This is a genomic window from Micromonospora sp. NPDC049051 (genome assembly GCF_043197575.1).
In the GTDB taxonomy this organism is placed as follows: domain Bacteria; phylum Actinomycetota; class Actinomycetes; order Mycobacteriales; family Micromonosporaceae; genus Micromonospora.
Genome location: NZ_JBICTL010000006.1, coordinates 197,390 through 219,622, shown reverse-complemented (window position 1 = coordinate 219,622; position 22,233 = coordinate 197,390). Strand labels below are relative to the sequence as shown.

The 22,233-nt window shown below is 70.4% G+C and carries 13 protein-coding genes; 3 read left to right on the top strand and 10 right to left on the bottom strand.

Going from position 1 to position 22,233, the window contains the following annotated elements; translation table 11 throughout:
* Positions 1 to 525: 525 nt before the first annotated feature.
* The 3 genes from ACGFIR_RS25010 to ACGFIR_RS25000 all read left to right on the top strand — a co-directional run bounded on the left by ACGFIR_RS25010 (position 526) and on the right by ACGFIR_RS25000 (position 5,228).
* Entirely contained in the window at positions 526 to 3,246 is a 2,721-nt protein-coding gene (locus ACGFIR_RS25010) for a sugar-binding protein (RefSeq protein WP_393147482.1), read from the top strand.
* A gap of 392 nt (positions 3,247 to 3,638) precedes the next feature.
* Positions 3,639 to 4,106 (top strand): hypothetical protein, encoded by a 468-nt coding sequence (locus ACGFIR_RS25005; protein ID WP_393147480.1) that lies wholly within the window; start codon positions 3,639 to 3,641, stop codon positions 4,104 to 4,106.
* A 183-nt stretch (positions 4,107 to 4,289) separates the two neighbouring features.
* Complete coding sequence (locus ACGFIR_RS25000) at positions 4,290 to 5,228, top strand: hypothetical protein (RefSeq protein ID WP_393147478.1); 939 nt, start codon at positions 4,290 to 4,292, stop codon at positions 5,226 to 5,228.
* A gap of 460 nt (positions 5,229 to 5,688) precedes the next feature.
* Here ACGFIR_RS25000 and ACGFIR_RS24995 read toward each other — a convergent pair whose 3' ends face one another.
* From ACGFIR_RS24995 to ACGFIR_RS24950, 10 genes are all read right to left on the bottom strand, one after another.
* Positions 5,689 to 10,230 (bottom strand): AAA family ATPase, encoded by a 4,542-nt coding sequence (locus ACGFIR_RS24995; RefSeq protein ID WP_393147476.1) that lies wholly within the window; start codon positions 10,228 to 10,230, stop codon positions 5,689 to 5,691.
* Positions 10,223 to 10,600, bottom strand: a complete 378-nt coding sequence (locus tag ACGFIR_RS24990) for a hypothetical protein (protein ID WP_393147474.1) — start codon at positions 10,598 to 10,600, stop codon at positions 10,223 to 10,225. Before ACGFIR_RS24990 ends, ACGFIR_RS24995 begins: the two co-directional genes overlap by 8 nt.
* Positions 10,601 to 10,859: 259 nt before the next feature.
* Positions 10,860 to 11,903, bottom strand: coding sequence for an SDR family oxidoreductase (locus ACGFIR_RS24985; protein WP_393147472.1), 1,044 nt, complete (start codon positions 11,901 to 11,903; stop codon positions 10,860 to 10,862).
* A 338-nt stretch (positions 11,904 to 12,241) separates the two neighbouring features.
* Entirely contained in the window at positions 12,242 to 13,321 is a 1,080-nt protein-coding gene (locus ACGFIR_RS24980) for an enolase C-terminal domain-like protein (RefSeq protein ID WP_393147470.1), read from the bottom strand.
* Between the two features lie 6 nt (positions 13,322 to 13,327).
* A complete protein-coding gene (locus tag ACGFIR_RS24975) occupies positions 13,328 to 16,426 on the bottom strand; it encodes an FAD-binding and (Fe-S)-binding domain-containing protein (protein WP_393147468.1) in 3,099 nt (1,032 codons plus the stop codon).
* The gene (locus ACGFIR_RS24970; protein WP_393147466.1) at positions 16,423 to 18,189 is read right to left on the bottom strand and encodes a thiamine pyrophosphate-dependent enzyme; all 1,767 of its coding nucleotides are present in this window, start codon (positions 18,187 to 18,189) and stop codon (positions 16,423 to 16,425) included. Before ACGFIR_RS24970 ends, ACGFIR_RS24975 begins: the two co-directional genes overlap by 4 nt.
* Before the next feature lie 353 nt (positions 18,190 to 18,542).
* Positions 18,543 to 18,710, bottom strand: a complete 168-nt coding sequence (locus ACGFIR_RS24965) for a hypothetical protein (RefSeq protein WP_393006424.1) — start codon at positions 18,708 to 18,710, stop codon at positions 18,543 to 18,545.
* A 137-nt stretch (positions 18,711 to 18,847) separates the two neighbouring features.
* A complete protein-coding gene (locus ACGFIR_RS24960; protein WP_393147464.1) occupies positions 18,848 to 20,569 on the bottom strand; it encodes a cytochrome bc complex cytochrome b subunit in 1,722 nt (573 codons plus the stop codon).
* Positions 20,566 to 21,432: a ubiquinol-cytochrome c reductase iron-sulfur subunit gene (locus ACGFIR_RS24955; RefSeq protein WP_393147462.1), complete on the bottom strand. Its 867-nt coding sequence runs from the start codon at positions 21,430 to 21,432 to the stop codon at positions 20,566 to 20,568. The genes ACGFIR_RS24960 and ACGFIR_RS24955 overlap by 4 nt, the downstream gene beginning before the upstream one ends.
* Positions 21,429 to 22,232, bottom strand: a complete 804-nt coding sequence (locus ACGFIR_RS24950) for a c-type cytochrome (RefSeq protein ID WP_393006418.1) — start codon at positions 22,230 to 22,232, stop codon at positions 21,429 to 21,431. Before ACGFIR_RS24950 ends, ACGFIR_RS24955 begins: the two co-directional genes overlap by 4 nt.
* Position 22,233 lies beyond the last annotated feature (1 nt).

Genomic DNA, 22,233 nt, shown 5'->3' with positions numbered 1-22,233 from the left:
CTTTCTTCCTAGTGCGAAAAAAATCCGCCGTCAAGTAACGAGATGATCTCAACCGCTCGACCAGCGGAAAGTTCCGAATCCGCAAGCGGGGCGTGCCGGGCTACCCCGACATGACGCGCAAAGTCGGGCCCTCGCGTCCACATTGGGTACCCAAAGCCGGACAAAGGTTGCCCAGAGATCGCGACCGGCGCAGCAGCGGACCACCTGAGCAGGGCAGATCGTTTCTTCGAATAAGGAAGAAAGTCGTCCAGGACTATTGACGACGCCTCAGCAAGATCCCTAGGTTACGGCCCGAAGGCCTTCCGGTGGCCCGACCCGTCGCCACCGTACGCACCGCTCACGCCGTGACGGTGCGCGTACGTCACCATCCCGTTGTCGAGCACCACGACCGTGGGGACCCGACGGTCCTCAGTGGACAGCTGTCTGCAGTACGGCCCGGCACGAGTCACGTGTCAGTCGGCCCGTGCCGGGCCCGTAACCGTCCCCAGCCGCAGCACTCTCGCTTCGAGACGAAGAGGTATGCCCATGAGATGGCGCACCACAGCGGCGATCGCCATGTGCGGTCTGCTGTCGTTGGGCCTGGCCACTCCGGCCCAGGCCAACCCTGAGCACAAAGCACCGAAGCAACAGGCCAAGAAGTCCGACAAGCCGATCGACCTGGACATCATGTTCATCGGCGCCCACCCGGACGACGAGGCCGGCCAGCTCGGCATGCTCGGATACTGGAACGAGTATCACGGCATGAAGGCCGGCGTCATCACCACCACCCGCGGCGAGGGCGGCGGCAACGCCACCGGTCTCGAGGAGGGGCCCGAACTCGGGCTCATCCGGGAGGACGAGGAGCGCAAGGCCGTCGGCTGGGCCGGCATCGACAACATCTACAACCTGGACGCGCTCGACTTCTGGTACACCGCCAGCGCCCCCCTGACCGAGGAGGTCTGGGGCTACCAGGAGACGCTGTCGCGGATCGTGCGGGTCCTGCGTACCACCAAGCCCGAGGTCATCCTCACGATGAACCCCTCGGCGACCCAGGGCAACCACGGCAACCACCAGAAGGCGGCCATGCTGGCCGTGGAGGCCTTCTACGCGGCGGCCGACCCGAAGGCGTTCCCGGAGCAGATCAAGAAGGAAGGGCTCAAGCCCTGGCGGGTCTCCCGCATCTTCCAGACCGGTGGCAGCGGCACCACCGGCACCAACGGCCCCGCCTGCGAGACCACGTTCACGCCGAACGAGGCCAGCGAGGTCGTCTTCGGCACCTGGCAGGGCTACGAGTCGGCGCGCTACGACGGCACCCGGTGGAACACGGTCCAGACCTGGGCCCGCCGGGAGTACGTGTCGCAGGGCTGGGGCAACAGCTCCTTCCCGACGACCAACCCGGCCAACATCGGTTGCAACCGGCTGACGCTCATCGACACCCGCACCCCGTACCCGGCCCCGAACGAGGGTGCCGGCACCGGTGCGCTCCAGGGTGCCACCGTCCGCGCCCCGGGCGGCCTGCCGCTCGGCACCGAGATCCACGTGCGTCCGCACAACTGGGAGGCCCTCGCCGGCCAGCCCATCAAGGTGGACACGGTCCTCTACGCCGAGAAGGCCATCCAGGGCGCCAAGGTCACCCTGGACGTCCCGGCCGGCTGGACGGTCAGCGGCAACGGCAACGTCGGCACGCTGAGCCCGGGCAAGGAGGTCGTGAAGACCTTCACGGTCACCCCGCCCGCGCAGGTACAGGTGGGTGCCCGCTTCCGGATCAACGCCACGCTGACCAGCAAGAAGGACGGCAGCGGCACCAGCAGCGCCCGGGTGCAGGGCACCGCTCCGGTGCGCGGCACCCTGGAGCCGCTGGAGGAGATCGCCGACTTCCGCCAGTGGACCGTGCGGAACAAGACCCAGCAGCTCGACGCGCTCATCGAGTCCCTGCTGAACGTCCCCAGCGGCGGCACCCGTAGCGTCCAGGTCAACCTGACCAACCACGGCACCCAGGTCCAGTCCGGAGCGGTCAAGCTGAACGTCCCCGCGGGCTTCTCGGTGGCCGAGCAGCAGCTGCCGTACACCGGGCTCCAGCCGGGCGCCAGCACCTCGGTGACCTTCACGGTCACCAACACCGACACGTCGCTGCCGACGGCCAACCGGGCGCCTGACAACGGCGCCTACCGGGTGCAGATCGAGACCAGCTACGCCGGTGGCAGCGCGACCGAGCCGGGTGCGTTCAACCTGGTCCCGGTCACCACGATCCCGAAGGCCACCACCGCGCCGACCGTCGACGGCCACGCCGACGAGCACGAGTACACCGGCGAGGTCATCGACATCTCGACCCGCTGGGAGGGCACCGCCGCCCCGGCGTCGGACATCTCCGGCACCGCCCAGCTCACCCACACCGATGACGCCCTGTACGCCGTCTTCAACATCACCGACGACGTGCTCGGCACCGTCCTGCCGCCGGAGGACTGCAAGCGTCCTCGACGCAACGACAACATCGAGTTCGGCATCGACCCGCGCGGCAACTCGGCGAACACCTCCACGGTGTTCAACATGGCGCTCTTCCCGGCCACGAAGGACCCGGCCAACGGCAACCCGCCGTGCTTCGCCCGGGAGCGGGACAACCACCAGGGCGGCCCGGAGACCGCACCGGGTGTCCAGATCGCCTCCGTCGTGACCAGCGAGCCGTACACCGGTTACCGGATCGAGGTCAAGATTCCGTTCAGCGTGCTGCCGGACAACATCGACCCGAGCCGGATGGGGCTGAACATCCTCGTCAACGACTCGGACACGCAGGACCTGACCGCGCAGACCCGGGTCGGCTGGTCGACCTGGAGCGGCGTGCGGGCCGACCCGTGGCGCTGGGGCAACGCGACCCTGCCGGGCCTGGCGGCGAAGCCGTCGGCGCCGAAGGCGCCGATCATGCCCGACACCGCGGCGCAGAGCGTCGACTCGCCCCAGACTCTCCTGCAGTCCGTCTCGGACGGGGTGGCACCGGGCGGTTACGCCAAGCTGGCGGACAACACCGTGAAGATCAAGAAGGTCACCCGTACCGCCAGCAAGGTGTCGGTGCAGCTCCAGGTGAAGAAGGCGGGCACCGCCCGGGTCTTCGTCTGGGACGGCACCCAGGTCGTGGCGGAGGCCAAGGCCAGCCTACGTAAGGACGGCACCCTCGTCCTGCCGCTGAGCGGCCCGCTTCCGGCCGGCACCTCGCTGCTCGTCTCGTACGAGCACGGCGGCGCCACCGTCGCTCTCGCGCAGAAGCTGAGCTGACCTGACGGTGAGCGCGTCGACCTGACGCGCGAACCCGATGGGCCGGGCCGCACGGCCCGGCCCATCGGCCGTCCCCGGGCAGGCTTCACCCCGGGGACACCCGCACGCGGCGGTCCGGCTGGGCCCGCTCAGCGTCCCGGCGAATCGACTGACGTGCGGCACGTATGCTCGCCGCCATTCATCGACGTCTCGCTGCCCCTACGGCTCCCCTGGCCGTACTCACCTCGGTCGGCGCCTGCGACTCGACTACGGCGGCAGACGCGTCGGCACCCACGACATCGGCCACAGCCCTGGTCGCTCCCTCGCCCAGTGACGGCGGTGCCGCGCGGGAACTGCGAGACCGCCTCGCCGCCACTGGAAGCCTGGTCGGGTTGGCCGAGAAGCCTGCCCACGTGGACGAGAGACTGGATTCCGACGGGGTGGTGTGCGGCCAACCGATGCCGATGCTGGATCGGCGACTGGTCGCGGTGGCGCGCGTCTTCGGCACCCCGGCCGACACCGAACCGGGAGAGTTCGTCGAGGTCTACCAACAGACCGTGGTCTATGCGAGCGAAGCGATGGCCAGCGAATCCGTACGGCGGCTCTTCGACCTGCTGGAGGCCTGCGACCAGGACGTGGAGGAGGGCCAGGTCACTGACGGGCATACCGCCACCGACCTACCGGCCGGGCTCGACGCGCCCGGCCGGGCAGTGACCGCCACCATGACACTCCCCGACGGCACGTCATTCCCCCACCGCTACGGATGCCTGCACCACGATCGGGTGATCCAGTGCGTCGCGGTCTGGAGCCGCTCGGCAACCGACACCGCAACATGGTTCGGGAAGGCCATCGTGGCTACCGGGAAAGGACTGCGCGCCTGAGGGCTCCCGCTTGGGGGTCTGCGCTTGTTCCGCTGGCGTCGGTCGCCCTGGTGGAATCGGCTGGCGGTCGGACGCGACGGGTGATGAGGTACTCGGATGAAATGGGGGAACGGTCGCCGGCGTAGCAGGGAGCAAACTACCCAGACCTCGCCGAGGTGGCAGCTTGACGAGGGTGTGCCGCTCGTGCGGCCCGCGGAAGGCGACGTGCTGGTGTCGGCGTCGATCGGGCCCGCCGGCGAACTCGTCGCGCTGTGGTCGAACGCGGCCGACGAGGCAGCGCTGCGATCGGTCACCACCCAGCCTGGCTGGGCGACGTTTCCGGATCCGGCCACCGACCGTCCCGTACCGGTCCGGGTCAGCCGGCAGACCGGGGACGCCGTTGATGTCATGTCACTGCCTGGGCTGACGCTGGCCCACCCGACGGCGCAGCCCCTGCCGGGCGGTCGGATGCTGGTGGTCGGAGCCCGATGCCGGTGGCGCCCCGATGGCCCGGACCGCAACGGCGTGATCTACGACAGCAACGGACGTATCGAGGCCCAGGCGACCCTCGGTGACGGTATCGAGCACGTCCTCACCACCACATCCGGTGACGTGTGGGTCGGGTACTTCGACGAGGGTGTGTACGGCAACTACGGCTGGGGTAGCGGCGACGCCCCGCCACCGCTCGGCAACATGGGCCTGGTCCGCTTCTCGCCGGAGTTGGAGCCGACGTGGCGGTTCCCGTCCCACGTCGACAATGACGCGGGCGCGATCGACGACTGCTACGCCCTCAACGTCAGCGACGACGCGACCTGGACCTGCTACTACAGCGGCTTCCCGATCGTGCGGATCCACGGCGACGACGTCACCGGGTGGCGCAATCAGACCGACGGGGCCAAGGCCTTGGCGGTTGCCGGCACCCGGATCGGGCTCCTCGGCGGGTACGGGCAGCAGCACGACCGGTTCGTCGTGGGGGAACTCGACGGCGAAACGATGCGCGTCGTCGGCACACACCGGCTCGTCCTACCGGACGGGACCCCGCTTCCGGCTCACGTAACGGTTGTCGGCCGAGGTCCGGTCCTGCACCTGATCACCGCCGAGCGCTGGCACCAACTGAACCTGGATCACGTTCCCGCGACGTGAACGGTGTTCGGCGACCGCACCCCCGGCGTGCGGGGACGACTCGAAGCCCGTCAGCGGATCACGGTCCACTGACCGCCTCAGCCGATCGCCTCCGCCGCGTACGCCCTGCCGGCACCGCGCGCAGTCGGTAGTTGGTGGGCGATCGGAAAGGGCTATGGGGCCGCGCTGTCCAGCACGCGGCTGGGCGATCATCCCGGCCGCGTCCGCGGCGGCCAGCAGGGACGCTGCTCTGATCGATGGCTGCCGAGTCAGCGCTGCGATGTGGGACCGCGTGAGGAGGTGCGAGGTGTTGTGAGGGCCTGCAGCGACAGAAGCGGCGGTTCACGCTCCTACGGTCTGTCTCACCGACCGCCGACCGGGAGGGAGACAGACCATGACGAAACCAGAGAATTCACCGAGATTCCCTGATAGACATCGAGGTGTCCGACCGGTGAGTGTCACTTCGCATCCGCACTCCCGGTCACCGCTGGCAGGGCGGGTCATATCGCGTTCCGGGGAAGTACTGCCGCCATTGTTCCAGGGAGAGAGCGTCCCCGACCGCCTCGCAGAGCCGCCGGGTCAGACTGTCCATGTTTGGGTCTAGGAGGAGAAGCTGGCGGTCGCCGGCGACGTACAGGGTGCTGCTGTCGGGACTGAAGCCCACTGACGCGAGGTTGACCGGCACTGTCGGAGCGGCCACCTCCGCGACGCGGGCCGGGTCGGTAACATCCCAGAGCTGTAGTTGGCTGGCATTGTCGAACCAACGGGAACGCCTCTCGCCGCTTTGGGCGACCAGCAGACGACTGTCGGGGCTGAAAGTGAGCTTGACGGGGATGGTGACCGTGATGTGGCCGACCTGCACCGGCTTTCGTACGTCTTCGATGTTCCACAGGTCGATGCTGTTGTCGGTCGCCGTGGCGAGGGTGCGCTCGTCGGGGCTCATTGCGAGGCCGCGCACGATGCTCGGCGGGAGCGCCCCGGCGACGGGGTGTGCCGGGTCGCTGATGTCCCACAGCCAAACGGGCTTCAGGTCGAAGCCGGATCCGGTCGCTGCGAGCCGACTGTTGAACCCGTTCGATTGATGGATACCACTGTCGGTGCCCACCGAGGTGGGGCCGGTTGGCCGCCGGGGGTCGGCGACGTCCCAGAAGAGAACGCCGCCGGTGGCGCCACCGTCGATGACGGCAAGGGTACGCCCGCCCTGAATGAAGAAGATGCCACCGGGCAGGTCAGGCTGCGGGACCGTGGACAGTGGAGTCGGTGCTGCCGGGTTGGTGACATCCCACAGGTGGATCCGGCCGTCGTCGGTGTTGACGGCAATCAGGCGGCCGGCGGCGGTCAGGTCGCTGACGATGGAGTGGAAGGGCGCTTCCTTCTTCCCCCCGACCTGGGCCAGGGAGGCGCGCGGCACGGGGTGCGCCGGGTCCGTGATGTCCCACAGCCGGACAGGCGCCTCCCGACTGTACTCAACCAGCAGGCGGTCATCGACGGCGAGCACTTTCGAGTCCTCCGTCCCGGTCTTCAGGACGCCGACCTGGTGCGGTTGTCGGAATCCGTTGGTGCGCCACAACGTGAACTCCCCTTTTTGGGCGTCGCTCGGCAGCACCAGGACTTGGCTCTCGTTGTAGGTGATCTGGCGCGCGTCGACAGGTTCGTTCACCGGCCACCGCGTGTTGAGGGCGGGCCGCCAGAACCGGATGAAGTTGTTCTCCTCGCCGATGCTGAAGACGGTTGCCGGGTCATCGCCGAACACCAGTTGGTTGACGAGTGTGGGCTCGGGGTATTCGGCGGTCGTCTTCGGAGCCGCCGGATCGCTGACGTCCAGGAGCTCGATGCGGTTGCCGGTCGTGGCGGACACGCCCGCCGCGAGAGCGTGGCCGTCGGGGTGGAACTTCAGGGCCGCCACCGCCCCGAAACCCTTGGTGATGCTGGTCTTGCGCGGCTGGGTGGGCCGGTTCGGATCGGTGGTGTCCCACAGCTCCACCCCAGTACCGGTGTTACCGACCGCGAGTATCGGACTGCGAGGGCTGAAGGCCACCGAGAGCGCGTCGGCGTCCGCGAGAGTGGTCGCCAGCACTGGCCGACGCGGGTCGGTCACGTTCCACAGTCGGACGGCGTACTCGCCGTTTCCTGGGTCGATCGCAGCGGCGAGGGTGTGGTCGTCCGCGCTGAGTGAGACGGACCTGACGTCCGCCAGCCCGACGGGCAGCGTATCGACCTCGACCGGACGCCCGGGGTCGGTGAGGTCCCACCGGGTCAGGGTGGCCTTGTTCAGGGCGAACAGGGTGCGTCCGTTCGCGCTGAACGCGACGTGGCTGGGCCCGATGCCCAGTGCGGCGAGCGCCACCGGTTTGTTCGGGTCCTCGACGTTCCACAGTTGCTGCGCGGTGCCGGTCTGCCCTGCGAGCAGCAGTCGGCCATCCGGGCTGAGGACCACGTCCGACCTGGCCGGGGTGGGCAGCACGGCTGTTGTCCTGGGTCGGCTCGGCTCGCTGATATCCCAGAGCCGGACGGTGTGGTCTTCTGCGGTGCTGACCAGCAGGTGCCGGCCCGGGTGGTAGGCGAGCCGGGTCACGGTTGCGGTGTGCCCGTCGAGGTGGATGTCGTACGGTGCAGCCGCGGCGTTGTGCAGGCTGGTCCGGGCCTCTGGTGTGTCGGCGACCCGGCGGGCGGCCAGCGCAAGCTGCAGGGCCAGGCCAGGGTCTGTGCTTCGGAGCCGATCGGCGGTCGCGCTGACGGCTTTGGAGGCGAGCAGGTCCCGCTGCTGGGCTGTCACCTGGCGCTGCCACAGGGCCGTGCCACCCCCGGCGGCAGTCGCCACCAGGAAGATCGCCAGCATGCCGGCCAGTACCCGCAGCCGCCTGGCCTGGCGTTGGACGGCCCGCCGCTCGGCGTGCGCCTGGGTGATGCTCGCCTCGAGAAACGCCCGCGCTTCGGCGGTCGTTCCGTGAACGTGACCGAACTCCTCGAGCCACTGCTGGGCCGCGTCAAGCCGGACGCCACGGTATAGCGCGCCAGGGTCGCGACCGTCGCGCTCCCAGGCCTCCGCGGCCTCGTGCAAGCGCTGGCGGACCAACAGGCCCGCGCGGTCGGCCTCGATCCAGCCCTTCAGTTCAGGCCAGTGGCGCAGTAGCGCGTCATGGCTGAGCTCGGCGGTCTCGCTGTCGACGGTGACCAGTCTGTCCTGTACCAGCGCATCGAGCACCGCCGGCGCAGCCGGTCCGTCTTCGTCAAACTCGGTGAGGGGGACTCTGCGGCGGGTGTCCTCCGTGTCGTCGCCGAGCCGGACCATGCGCAGCAGAACGCGGCGCAGCACCGCCCTGCCGTCCTCGTCGAGCCGGTCGTGGGTGTGGTTGGCGGTGCGGGCAACGGCATCCCAGATCCCTCCGGCCGCCTCGTAGCCAGCCATGGTCAGCGTTCGACCCACTCGGTTCTGCCAGGTGGACAGCAGTGCGTGCGACAGCAGCGGCAGCGCCGGGCCGGCGCCGGGCCCGCCGGTCCGCAGGTCCCGCAGCACCAGATCGACAAGTCCCGGTTCCAAGGCCAGTCCGGCGAGGTACGCCGGCTTTTCGATCACGTCTCGCAGTTCGCCCGTCGTCATCGGGCCGACCAGCACCTGGGCCTCGCGCAGGGCATCGACCAACGCAGGGTACTGACCGCAATGTCCGTAGAAGTCGGCGCGCAGCCCAAGGATCACGACGGCGGGCGGAGCGTCAGCCTCCGCAGTGCGAGTGCACGCGGCGACGAGGTTCGCCACGAACACCTCACGCTGTCGTTCGTCGACGCAGAGGGTGAACAACTCCTCGAACTGGTCGATGACCAGGACCAACTGGTGTCCGTCCGCCAGCATGCCAGGTCGCCGCAGGTAGCTGGTGATCGAATGCGGGTCTTTGGTCAACGCTGTCTGGATCTCCTGCGGGTCCCCGCCGAACGTGTGGCCGAGGGCCCTCGCAAGCTCTCGTACCGGGTGCTCGCCGGGGTTGAACAGCAGATGCGACCAGCCCCGCACCTGTGGTGCGGCCGGCAGCCCTCGGTCCAGGGCCGGTCGCAGTCCCGCACGTAACAGCGAGGACTTCCCTGCTCCAGACGGGCCGACGACCATCACCGGTCCGTCCGCCACCAGTTGGGCGGACATCCGCTCAACCAGTTCCGTGACCAACCGGTCACGGCCGAAGAAGTACCGCGCGTCGTCCGCGCCGAACGAGGCCAAGCCCTGGAACGGACAGAAGTCCGACGCCCGGTCCTCGTCCTCGGGGTCGACCGGCCGGTTTGGTTCCGAAGGCGGTTGGTAAGCCTCGTTGACCGCAAGGACCAGCTCGCCAGCCCGGTCCCGCGACCGGCGGTGTGGCGGCGGGAAACCAGTGTCCCGCAGATGCCGCGACAGATACCGAAAAGCGTGATCCCAGGTCAGCAGCGGAGGCCCGCCGGGATCGCCCTCGCGCAGCAACCGGAGGAACCTGCCGCTGAACGCGGTGTTCCGCTCGCCCTCAGGCGCGAGCGCCAGTTCCTCCGGCGCGGCGGAGGCCAGCACGAAACCGCCCTGGGCGTCAGCCTGGTCGAACAATCCGGCCACCCCACCGAAGCCAGGATCCGCGCGACCGGAGAAGCAACAATCCAGCACGAGGACGATCGACCGCGCTCGGGAGGCGGCGAGCCCTGCCCGCAGAACCGCGTAGGGGAAAGCCTTGAATTCCAGGCCACGCGTCAGATGGTCAGTGATCTTGGTGGCCAGGTACAGCCTGCCGTCGAGGCCGACGAGCCCGTGGCCCACGTAGTACACGATCAGCACGCTGTCGGCTTCCTCGGCCACCGCGATAACCGCCTCGCCGAACGCGACCGGATCGCTCGGGTCGAGCAGAGTCCGCACGTTCCCGGGCACGACCACGCGGCGCAGGATCAACTCCCTTCTCAGGTCATGCGCGGTGGTCGCCGCAGCGGGCACGTCCGGCAGGACCGAGCCCTCGACATGGGTTCCGGTCGCCACAATCAGGACCCGCGTGCCGGGAGGCACGGTCTCAGCCATCGCTGGCCGGCGCTCCGGCGATCGCGGCGCGCACCTGACGTACCAGGGCTGCGACTCCGTCCGCGTCGAGGCCGTGCACGTCGGTGGCCCTGATCTCGATCGAGCTGCCGTCGGACAGAGTGACCGTGATCTCGGCGCTGCCAGTGCGCCGCCTAATCCAGGAGACCAAAGCGCTGGCCAGCACCGTAGCGATCCCGCCGGAGCCCACCGCGACGACCAGGACGTCCGTCACGGTGCCCAGCGAGCCCGTTGTGGGCGGCGATGCATCTCGGTCGACGTAGCCGCTCAGCTCTGGCTCGGCCCGCAGCCAGCCAAGGAGGGCAGTGGCCTGAGCGCCGGCCTCCACCCGAATCCGCAGCGTGTCATCCATCGCAGCCCCAAAACATCGACGTGTGGCGTTGCAGATTCGATGATGGTCTTTGATTTCCGGATTGACTGCGATCTGTCGGGATCCGGTCCTAACAGCCTTTCAGCTAGGGCTTGCAACGTTTCAACTCGCTGTGCTGCTGTTGGCAGGCCTGTTCCGCTGCAGGTCCGCACAGGCTCCGGCGACGTCGGCCGCATGCGTGGCATCGCATCGGCATCCTTAAATGCCGCCGGAGTGCTGAATGGGGTCACCGAGGACGACGTCAGGAATTGGCTTCGGCCGCATGACGGTCACGGGTGGCGACCAGGGTGCCGAGTGCGCCGGCCGCCACGGTCAGGCCGGCTGCGGTGACCAGGGGGTGGCGGGACATCCAGGCTTGAGGGCTGTGGCGGTGTGAGCGCCCGGTGAAACTGCCCCGCGCGCCGAAGTCGTGGCCGTTCGGGCCGTCCATCGGGTGCCACAGGTTCGCGGGCCGGCGCGGATCGGTCGACTGCCGGGTCTGCTGCGACTGGTACCCGGTCCGGGCCAGGTACCGGTCGAGCAACCCGGGAGCGATCCGATTCCCCAGGATGGTCAGGACAGTGGAGATGCCCACCCAGTACTCACGGCGTCCGGGCCGGTCCGCAGCACCTACGATCGCTCGGGCGGCGACCTCGGGCTCGTAGATCGGCGGCACCGGCTGGGCATGCCGGGGCAACCGGGTCAGCAGCCAGTCGAACTGGGGCGTGTTGACTGCCGGCAGGTGCACCATTGTCACTTTCACATTGCTCTTGTCATGCATCAGTTCGCAGCGCAGCGATTCGGTGAATCCGACGATCGCGTGCTTGGCCCCGCAGTAGGTGGCCTGCAGAGGGATTCCCCGGTACGCCAGCGCCGATCCCACCTGCACGATCGTCCCTCGGTCCCGAGGCGTCATGTGGGCCAGCGCGACCCGGGTGCCGTGCACGTACCCCAGATAGGTGACCTCCATCGCACGCCGGAACTCCTCCGGCCGGGTCTCCTGGAAGGGCGAGAACACGGAGCTGAAGGCGTCGTTGATCCACAGGTCGATCGGCCCCAGTTCGTCCTCCACCCGCTGCCCGGCCGCGACCACCTGGTCGTACTCGGCCATGTCCACCTCGATTGGCAGTGCCCGGCTGCCGTACGCGCCTACCTCGGCTGCGGCGGCGTCCAGCCCCGTACGCCCCCTGGCCAGCAGCGCGATGGCGATTCCCCGCCGGGCGAGCAGCCGGGCGGTGGCCCGGCCCACGCCGGCGCTGGCTCCCGTGATCACCGCAACCCCTGCGTCCCGCCCGGATCGCCGCATGTCGCCCCTCCCGGCCTGGCCTCTACCGCCAGCTACCCGGTACCCGACGAGGTAACCGCGCCGAGTCGAGGTGTCCGGCGAACCGGCACGCGTCGTCCCTGCGACCATGCGGTGAGACGCGGGAGTGGGCCATCACGAGGGCCCGGGCCAGAACGGCCGAGGAGGTCGCGGCGCAGCTGTCCGACCGCTACGCCCTGCCCGTCCCCCGCGACGTCGGCCGGTGAGACTCGGCGTTGGAGATCGCGTGCCCGGTGGCGCCCCGCCCAACGGGACGCCGCGGGCTGCTGCGCAGCCTGGCGGGGTTCGCCCCGTCCATCGGTTGCTTGTTTCCGGCGCGCTCAGCGCACCCGGTACCCCTCCGCCTCAGTCTCGCGCAGTTCCAGCCCGTGACCGGGCCGATCCAGCACTGCCGGTGCGCTGCCTCCCGCCGCGGGCACCGCTCCATCGAAGAGCATGGACTCGATCCGCACGTGGTCGTGGAACCATTCCAGATGCCGCAGGTTCGGCGTCGCGGCGGCAACCGGCAGATGCTGGTGGGGTGCGCAGTGCGCGGAGACCTCCAGGCCGGCCGCGTCGGCGACGGCCGCCGCGCGCAGGAACTCGCTGATCCCGCCGCACCGGGTGACGTCGATCTGGAGGCAGTCGACGTACGGGGCCATCCGGTGGAAGTAGGCCAGGTCGAAGCCGTATTCGCCGGCCGCCACGTCGGGCAGCACCTGGTCGCGGAGCAGACCGAGCCCGACGAGGTCGTCGGAGCTGACCGGTTCCTCGTACCAGCGCACGTCGAGGTCGGCGGCCGCCAGGGCCACCCGGACGGCCTGCTTGCGCTGGTAGCCGCCGTTCGCATCGACGTAGAGCTCGGCGTCGTCGCCGATGGTGCGCCGGGCGGCCGCCATCCGGGCGAGGTCGTGGGGCACCTCCGTCCCCCAGGACTCCCCGATCTTGATCTTCACCCGTGGGATGCCCTCGTCGTGCACCCAGCCGGAAAGCTGCCGATGCTGACGCTCGGCGTCGTAGGTGGTGAAGCCGCCGCTGCCGTACACCGGGACCTGCCGGCGGGCGGTGCCGAGCAGGCGGGCCAGCGGCAGGCCGTGGCGGCGGGCCTTGAGGTCCCAGATCGCGCAGTCGGCGGCGGACAGCGCCAGCCCGGCCACGCCGGGCCGTCCCGCGTTGCGCAGCCGCCGCTGCATGGCTGACCACGCGGCCGGCACGTCGTCCGGGTCGAGTGTCGCCACCACGGGTGCGAGCAGGTCGGTGACGACCGGCACCACCGCGCTCGGTCCGTACGTCCAGCCGGTGCCGGTCTCGCCGTCGGCCGCCGCTCGGACCAGCACGAGGGTGGTGTCGGTCCAGGCGAGGGTGCCGTCTCCCTCGGGTGCGTCGGTCGGCACCCGGTATGCCGCCGCGTCGAGTCGCAAGGCCGGTCACCGCCGCCGCTGCCGAACGGCCAGCGCGATGACCGGGGCGAGCGCGGCCAGGCCGACGAGTCCGGCGGCGAACAGCCGGGCCGTGCGGGAGGGCTTGTCCGGCCGCCGCGCCCACCGCTGTTCCGGGCGGTCGTCGACCGGGTCGCCGTGCAGACCGGCGCGGAGCAGCTCGGCGAGGTGGATCGCCCCCCGACCGCTGGCGGCTCCCTGCGCGACCTGGGTACGGCAGCTGAAACCGTCGGCCAGGATGACGTCGGTGTCGGCGGCGGCCCGGACGGCCGGGAGGAGAACCCGCTCGGCGCACGCCTCGGAGACCTCGTAGTGCCCCGCCTCGAAGCCGAAGTTGCCGGCCAGTCCGCAGCAGCCGGAGTCGAGGATGTCCGCCTGGACTCCCACTGCGGTGAGTACTGCCTGGTCGGCGGCAGTGCCGAGGATGGCGTGCTGGTGGCAGTGTGTCTGGATCAGCGCATGCGCCGGCAGCGACGGCGGTCGCCAGCCCGGCGTGTGCTCGTGCAGCAGCTCGGCCAGGGTGACCGTCTGCTTCCGCAGCCGGGAGACATCTTCGTCGTCGGGGAACAGTTCGTGGGCGTCGCTGCGGAACACGGCCGTGCAGCTCGGCTCCAGGCCCACCACCCGGGTGCCGGCCCGCAGATGCGGACGGAGTGCGTCCACGGTCCGTTGGAGCACCCGCTTGGCGACGCCGAGCTGGCCCGTGGAGATCCAGGTCAGGCCGCAGCAGACTGGCTGGTCCGGCACCCGCACCCGCCAGCCGGCCGCCTCCAGCACCTCGACCGCGGCCTGCCCGACGCCGGGGTGGAAGTGGTTGGTGAAGGTGTCGGGCCAGAGCAGCACCTCGCCGCGGGAGCCGTCCCCGTTCGGCGTCCGGCGGGTGAACCAGCGTTGGAACGACTCCGGCGCGAAGAGGGGGATGTCCCGGCGGCGGTCGATGCCACCGACCAGCTTGGCGAGCCGATCCGGTCCGGGTGCCTGGGTCAGCGCGTTCACCACGCGTGGCGCGCGGGCGGCAACCGCGGCCAGCGCCGGCAGCCAGCCCATCGAGTAGTGCGACCGGGGGCGTAGCCGCCCCTGGTAGTGGTGGGAGAGGAATTCCGCCTTGTACGTCGCCATGTCGACGTTGACCGGGCAGTCCGCCTTGCAGCCTTTGCAGGCCAGGCAGAGGTCCAGGGCGTCCCGGACGGCCTCGGAGCGCCAGCCGTCGCCGATGACCCCGCCCCGGGCGGTGCCGTCGAGCATCTCGAACAGCAGCCGGGACCGGCCCCGGGTCGAGTGCTCCTCCTCCCGGGTGACCATGTACGACGGGCACATGACGCCGCCGTGCTGTCGCCGGCACTTGCCGACGCCGACGCAGCGCAGCACCGCCCGGCCGAAGCTGCCGGAGTCATCGGGGTAACGGAAGTGGGTCAGCACGCCGCCGTGGTTGTAGTCGACCCCGATCCGCAGGTGGCTGTCCAGCGGGTAGGGGCCGACGACCTTGCCCGGGTTCATCCGGTCGTCCGGGTCGAAGATGGCCTTGAGCTGGCCGAACGCGCGGACCAGTCGTTCGCCGTACATCTTTGGCAGCAACTCGCCCCGGGATTGTCCGTCGCCGTGCTCCCCGGAGAAGGATCCGCCGTACGACACCACGAGGTCCGCGGCGCGCTCGATGAACGAGCGGAACTGACGCACGCCGTCGGCGGTGGTCAGCTTGAACGGAATCCGGGTGTGCACGCAGCCCTGTCCGAAGTGCCCGTACAGCGACGCCTGTTCGAAGCCGTACTCCCGGAACAGACGGTCGAGATCGCGCAGATAGTCGCCGAGCCGGTCCGGTGGGACGGCTGAGTCCTCCCAGCCCTCCCAGGTGTCGTCCTCGCCGGGCACGCGGGCGGTCGCGCCGAGGCCGGATTCGCGGACCCGCCACATCTGTTCCTCGTGGGCCTCGTCGTCGAATCGGTGCACATGCGGCCCGGCCTCGCGTCGCATCGCGGCGAGCATCCGGGCGAGGGCGTCCTCCGCCTCCTGCGGTGTGTCGCCACCGAGCTGGACCATCAACCAGCCGCCGCCCTTCGGAAGCAGGTGCACCGCGGCGGGGTGCATGTGCTTGCGCTTCTCGAAGTTGATCAGTTTGTCGTCGAGCCCTTCGAGGGCGATCGGGTTGTGCGGCAGGATGTGCTTCACGTCGTCGGCCGCGGCGGCGATGTCCTGGTAGCCGAGGAAGACCATCACCTTGGCCGGGACCACCGGGACGAGCTTGAGCCGGGCCCGCAGCACGGTGACCAACGTGTTCTCCGAGCCGACCAGGGCCTGCGCGACGTGGAAGTTCCTCTCCGGCAGCAGGCTGTCCAGGTTGTAGCCGGAGACCCGCCGGGGGATGTCCGGGTATCGGGTGCGGATGTCGCTCAGGTACTCGTCCCGTAGCGCCCGCAGCTGGCGGTAGATCTCGGCTTGGCGGCCGCTCCGGCGCTGGATCTCGGCGTACTGCTCGTCGTTGGTCTCGCCGACCCACATCCGGGTGCCGTCGTAGAGCAGTACCTCCATCTCGACGAGGTTGTCGACGGTCTTGCCGGTGCGCTGTGCCGTCGCCCCGCAGGAGTTGTTTCCGATCATCCCCCCGATGGTGCAGTGGTTGTGGGTCGCCGGCTTGGGGCCGAACTCCAACCCGTACGGGGCCAGCAACTCGTTGAGCGTGTCGAGCACGATGCCCGGCTCAACCAGGCAGGTCTTCGCCTCGACGTCCACGTCGAGCAGCCGGTTGCAGTACTTCGACCAGTCGATCACGACGGCGGTGTTCGTGCACTCGCCGGCCAGGCTCGTGCCGCCACCGCGGGACAGCACCGGCACGCCCGTCTGGCGGCACACCTCGATCGCGGCGACGGCGGCCTCGACGGTACGGGGCACGACCACGCCGAGCGGGATCTGGCGGTAGTTGGAGCCGTCGGTGGAGTAGGCGCCGCGTGAGCCGGCGTCGAACCGGACCTCGCCGTCGACCACGGGGCGCAGCCGTGCGGCCAGGGCGTCGAGGTCCACGCCCGTGGCCGGCGCGGGCGCCCGGGTCACCGGGTCGGGCAGCGCGACCGGTGTAGCGGCGACCCGGGTCATGACCGCAGCTCGTTGAGCTTGTCTCGAGTGACGGTGGCCAGCGTCGCGACCTTGTGCGGCTGTCCGCGCAGGAACGCCTCAGTGAAGTGCTTCGCCTGGTCGTACCTGACCTTTCCGGGCATCGGCGGTTCGTTCGGGTTGACGTCACAGTCCACGAGCGCCGGGCCCGGGTGGGCGAGGGCCTCCCGAATCACCTCGGGCAACGCCTTCGGGTCGGTGACCTTCGCGCCGTAGCCGCCGCAGGCGCGGGCCCAGGCGCCGAAGTCTGCCTCCGGCTGGCGGTGTCGCACCGCGTACTCGGGATAGCCGAGGATGATCTGCTCCCAGAGGATCTGCCCGTACGAGTTGTTGTTGTTGACGATCACCTTGATCGGCAGTTCGTGCCGCACGGCGGTGAGGAACTCGGCCATCAGCATGGCGAACCCGCCGTCACCGACGAAGGCGATCACCTGCCGGCCCGGATACGCGTGCTGCATGGCGACCGCATACGGCAGGCCCGGCGCCATCGTGGCCAGGTTGCCCGACAGGTAGAACTCCCGCCCGCCCCGGATGGTCCAATGCCGGGCCGCCCAGGTGGCGATGGTGCCGGAGTCACAGGTCAGGATCGCGTCGGAGGTGGCCGCTTCGTCGACGCAGCTGATCAGGTACTGCGGGGCGATCGGCTCCCGCGCCGGATCCTGTAGCGCGACCATGTCCGAACGCCACGCATCCCGCTCCCGCTGGTACTTCGTCAGGAAGGACCGGTCCGACCGGTGCTGGAGCATCGGCAGCAACTGCTGCAACGCCAGCCGGGCGTCGGCGGTGAGCGCCGCGTCGACCGGCAACCGCATGCCGATCAGGCTGGCGTCGATGTCGATCTGCACCACGCGGGCCTGCCCCGGCTTCGGCAGGTACTTCCCGTACGGGAAGGACGTGCCGACCATGAGCAGGGTGTCGCACTCCTCCATCAGTGCCTCACTCGGCTTCGTGCCGAGCAGGCCGAGGCCGCCGGTGGTGAGTGGATGGTCGTCGGGCACCACCATCTTGCCCGGCAGCGTCTTGACGATCGGGCTGGCCAGCGCCTCCGCCACCGCGATGACCTCGTCACGGGCGTGCCGGGCGCCCACGCCGACGAGCATGGCCACCTTCGTGCCGGCGTTGAGCACCTCCGCCGCCCGGGCCAGATCGGCCTGCTCCGCCGGTACCGCCGGCAGCGACACCACCGCCCTGCTCATCGGCGGCTCACCCGGGCTGACGTGCCGGTACGGGTCCTCGTCGGCTGCGGCGACCTGCACGTCGTTCGGGAAGGTCAGGTGGGCCACCGTCCGCATGGCAAGGGCGTGGCGGATCGCGATGTCCACCACTCCGGGCACCTGCTGCGGATTGGTGACCATCAGGTTGTAGGCCGCCACGTCCTGATAGAGCAGCGGGGTGTGCACCTCCTGCTGGTAATGCGAGCCGAGCACCGACGTCTCCTGCATGCCCGTGATCGCCAGCACCGGCACATGGTCGAGCTTCGCGTCGTACAGCCCGTTGAGCAGGTGGATGGCTCCCGGTCCCGACGTGGCGGCACAGACGCCGATACGGCCGGTGGCCTTGGCGTAACCGGTGGCCATGAAGGCGGCTGCCTCCTCGTGGTGCACCAGGACGAACCTGAGCTTCTCCCGCTGCCGGCGGAATCCCTCCATCAGGCCGTTGATGCCGTCGCCCGGCAGGCCGAAGACGGTGTCGACGCCCCACTCCACCAACCGTCGGGCCACGCTCTCGCCAACGATCTCCTGCACCTCACGCCTCCCGATCATGGAGTTTCCCGGTTCGCGGCCCTGTCGACGTCGACCCGCTCGGGCCGATGGACCGCGATCCCTTCCGCTCCGGCCGCTCTATCGGAGACGGGGTGCCAGCAGACCCCTACTCACCTGCCGCGAGGCGGTCATGGCCGCCCTGAATTCTCCGGCAACCAGCCGGATCCCTCACCGATAACTCCGAAATGACCGCATTTAGCGGAGGCCAGCGCACCTGGGCAGCCCCCGAACCTCACGGGCGCGACAGCATCTGAAACTGTCGCCCGGCATCGTGCGGCACGTTGAACAGGTCGGTCAGGTCGGCCCGATCTCCGGGTCGGCGGACCCGCGGAGGGTCACCTGCGGCGGCCGAGGCGAGTCGCCAGATAACCGATGATCAGCCCGACGACCAGGATGCTGACGGTACGCCCGGTGGCGACCGCGCGGAGCCGGGACAAGCCCTCCCGGGGATCGACGACCGCACCCGCCACATTGCCGGCCGTGCCGACAACGACGTCACCCATCCGGCCCCTGTCCATTCCCCTGCCGCCCCTTCTGCCGGTCCCACTGCTGCCAGCCGTACCCGTCGCGGCCGGCACCAAACGCCGCCTCCCCGCGCCCACCCGCAGGTTGCGGCGGTGCGGGCCGGTGCAGACCGCGCTCACCGCCGCTCCGGTTCGTCTCCGTCCACGCCACGCTGTCGGTCACGCCGCTGCCGCAGGGCCGCCGTCAGCAGTGAGACGCCCAGCGCGGCGTTGCCCCACCGCCGCAGCGCGGTGCGGACCCGGCGCGACGGCGGGGGCGGGCCGGGCACCGCCACGTGGTCGATCCCGGGGTACGCGAGCCGGGCCGCGTCGGCGGCCTCCTGCTCGCTCAGCACCGCGCGGTTGCCGAGAATCGCCACGCCGGCCGGCTCGTCGCGGTAACGCCAGCGCCACACGTCGCCGTCGGGCCACAGTTCGATCCGCTCCCCCGGGCGGTCCGGCGCCGGCAGTTCCGGCTCGTCGGCCATGGCCTCCGCGTCGCTGGGGTCCGACGGCTGCCGGGCGGCCCGCAGGTCGGCCCGAGTCAGTTCACCCAGGCGGGCCGCGTCGCCGCGACGCAGTGCCCGGGCCACCAGGAAAGCCGAGGCCCCCGCGAGCACCGGCAGCACAAGGACCAGCACACGCAGCAGGTTGAGCAGGTCGTACACCGGCACTCGGAGCAGCCGGGCGAGGATGTCGTCGCCGGCCGCGACGACCAGCACCCCGAAGAAGGTCAGGGCCATCACGCCCACGCCCATCCGGACCGGGTGATCGCGGGGCCGGTCGAGCAGCTGGTGTGGGCGGCGATCGCCGGTGCACCACCGCTCGATGAACGGCCAGGCGTACAGGGCGAGGAACGTGACGCCGCCGAGGACCACGCCGGGGAAGAACGGCGCCGGCACCAGGTGGCCGGCGATGTGGATCTCCCAGGCGGGGAACAGTCGAAGTGCCCCGTCGCCCCAGGCGACGTACCAGTCGGGCTGCGCGGGTGAGGTGGACTCGGCCGGGGCGAACGGCCCGTAGAGCCAGACCGGGTTGATCTGCACGAGTCCACCGAGGGCGAACAGCACCGCCAGCACCCAGAGGAACAGCGCCAGCGACCGCAGGGCGTAGCTGGGGTAGAGCCGGGAGCCGACGACGTTGTGCTCGGTACGCCCCGGGCCGGGGAACTGGCTGTGCTTCTGCCGGACGATCATCGCCAGGTGCACGGAGACGAGGGCGACCAGCACCGCGGGGACCAGAAGCACATGGGTGACGAACATCCGTGGGATCATCTCGTCGGACGGGAACTCGCCGCCGAGGCCGAGTGCGGCCAGCCAGGAACCGACCAGCGGGATCGACTCCACCACCGAGACGATGATCCGCAGGCCGAGACCGGAGAGCAGGTCGTCGGGCATGGAGTAGCCGGTGAATCCGTTCGCCAGGGCCAGCAGGAGCATGGTCACGCCGACCAGCCAGTTCAGCTCCCGAGGCTTGCGGAACGCGCCGGTGAAGAAGACCCGCACCAGATGCACCAGGATCGCCGCGACGAAGATCAGGGCTGCCCAGTGGTGGGTCTGCCGGATCAGCAGCCCGGCCCGGACGTCCCAGCTCAACCGGACCGTGGAGGCGTATGCCGCGGAGGTGGTGGTGCCGTCCAGCGGGGCGTACGAACCGTGGTAGACGCGGTCGGCGGAACTGGCCTCGAAGAACAGGGTCAGGTAGATGCCGGTGAGGATGAGCGCGACGAAGGAGTAGAGAGCGATCTCGCCGAGCATGAACGACCAGTGGTCCGGGAACACCTTCGCCAGCGCCCGACGGGTCAGCGGGGAGAGCCGCAGCCGGTCGTCCATCGCGCGGGCCAGCCGGTCGAAGATCATCGCCGGCTCCAGAAGCCGGCGCCGGGCGGCGTGGTGAAGTCGCCGCTGGCGCGCAGGTAGCCGTCGGGTCCGACCTCGATGGGCAGGCCGGGCAGCGGCCGGGCAGCGGGCCCGGCAACCGGGGTGGCGTCGGCGAACAGATCGAACGACGACTGGTGGCAGGGACAGAGCAGCCGGCCGGTTCCCTTGAGGTAGAGCCGCACCGGGCAGCCCGCGTGGGTGCAGAGCAGCGAGTAGACGACCAGTCCCGCGAGGTGGCCGGCCGACGGGGGCCGACTGAACCGCTCGGGCTGCAGCCGTACCGCGAAGGCGGGGGCGTCGCCGGCCTCGGTGCCGCCCTCGGGAAACACCCCCACCACGGTGCCGGCCGGCACGTCCGCCGGCCGCAGTGGCCGTCCGTCGACGGTCAGCAGCCGCACACCTGGCCCCCACGGGGTGTCCCTGCGCGCCCGTACCGGCCCGGTGCGGTCCCACGGCAGCAGCGACCGGAGGGGGAACAACCCGGCGACGCCGAGCGCGGTCAGCGCCAGCCCGAGCGTGGCGAGCAGACCACGGCGGCGGATCGGGCTGTCCGGTGCGGTGAACACCGCCGCGGTCAGGGCCTGCTCGGCGGGGGGCGAGGTGAAGCCCTCGTGCTCCTCGACGTAGCCGCCGACCGGCACCAGCCGTCGTCCCCAGATTGCCAGGCCCGTCGCCAACCCGGCGAACGCCACCCCCAGGCAGACCCCTTCCCACTGGGTCTGGCCGCCGAGACCGTAGGTGACCGCGAAGCCGACGGCACCGGCCGCGCTGACCAGGAAGGACAGGATGATCCGGCCGTTCACTGTGGGTGGCGCGGCCGGCACTCGTGCACGCCGGCTCATTCGCCCGCTCTCCCGCCCAACCAGCGGGCCGCCGCCACGAGCAGCCCAAGGGCGATGATCCAGGCGACGAGTCCTTCGGCCAGGGGCCCCAGCCGGCCCACCGGGTTGCCGCCCCGGTCCAGGTCCTCGGCGCGCAGTCGCCGGACGTAGGTGGCCAGGTCGTTCACCTGCTCGTCGGTGAGGACCTGGCTCGGGAAGACCGGCATGAGACCGGGACCGACCCGGATCGCCTCGGCGACCTGCACCGAGGTCGCCTCGTACAGCGGCGGGGCGATCCAGCCGTTGGTCAGGGGCGCCCCGGAGCCGGTGGCGCCGTGACACGGAGCGCAGTTCGCGGCGTACAGTTCCCGGCCGGCGGCGAGGTTGCCCGGCGCCACGCGGGGGATCTGGGGGCCGCCGCCGAAGCTGGCGACATGGTCGACCAGGGCAGCGATCTCGTCGGCGGAGAAGACCGGTTCGCTGCGGCGCGGCTGCTGGATCTCGTCGGGGATCGGCATCCGCCCGGTGGAGAGCTGGAAGTCCACCGACGCCGGTCCGACACCGACCAGCGACGGGCCGCGCTGGGCACCCTGCCCCTGTTGGCCGTGGCAGCTGGCGCAGTTCTGCCGGAACAGTTCCTCCCCCCGCCCACCACCGCGCGCCGCGCCGCTCGGAGCGGGTGCGGCGGAACCGGAGGGCGTGGGGGCCGCGGGAGCGGCGAGGGCTGCGGGACCGGCCGCCAGGCTGAGGGCCGCACCGAGGGCGACCGCTCGTCCCGGGTGCCACCACCGGCGCGTCAACCGGTACGTCCCCGTGCCCACG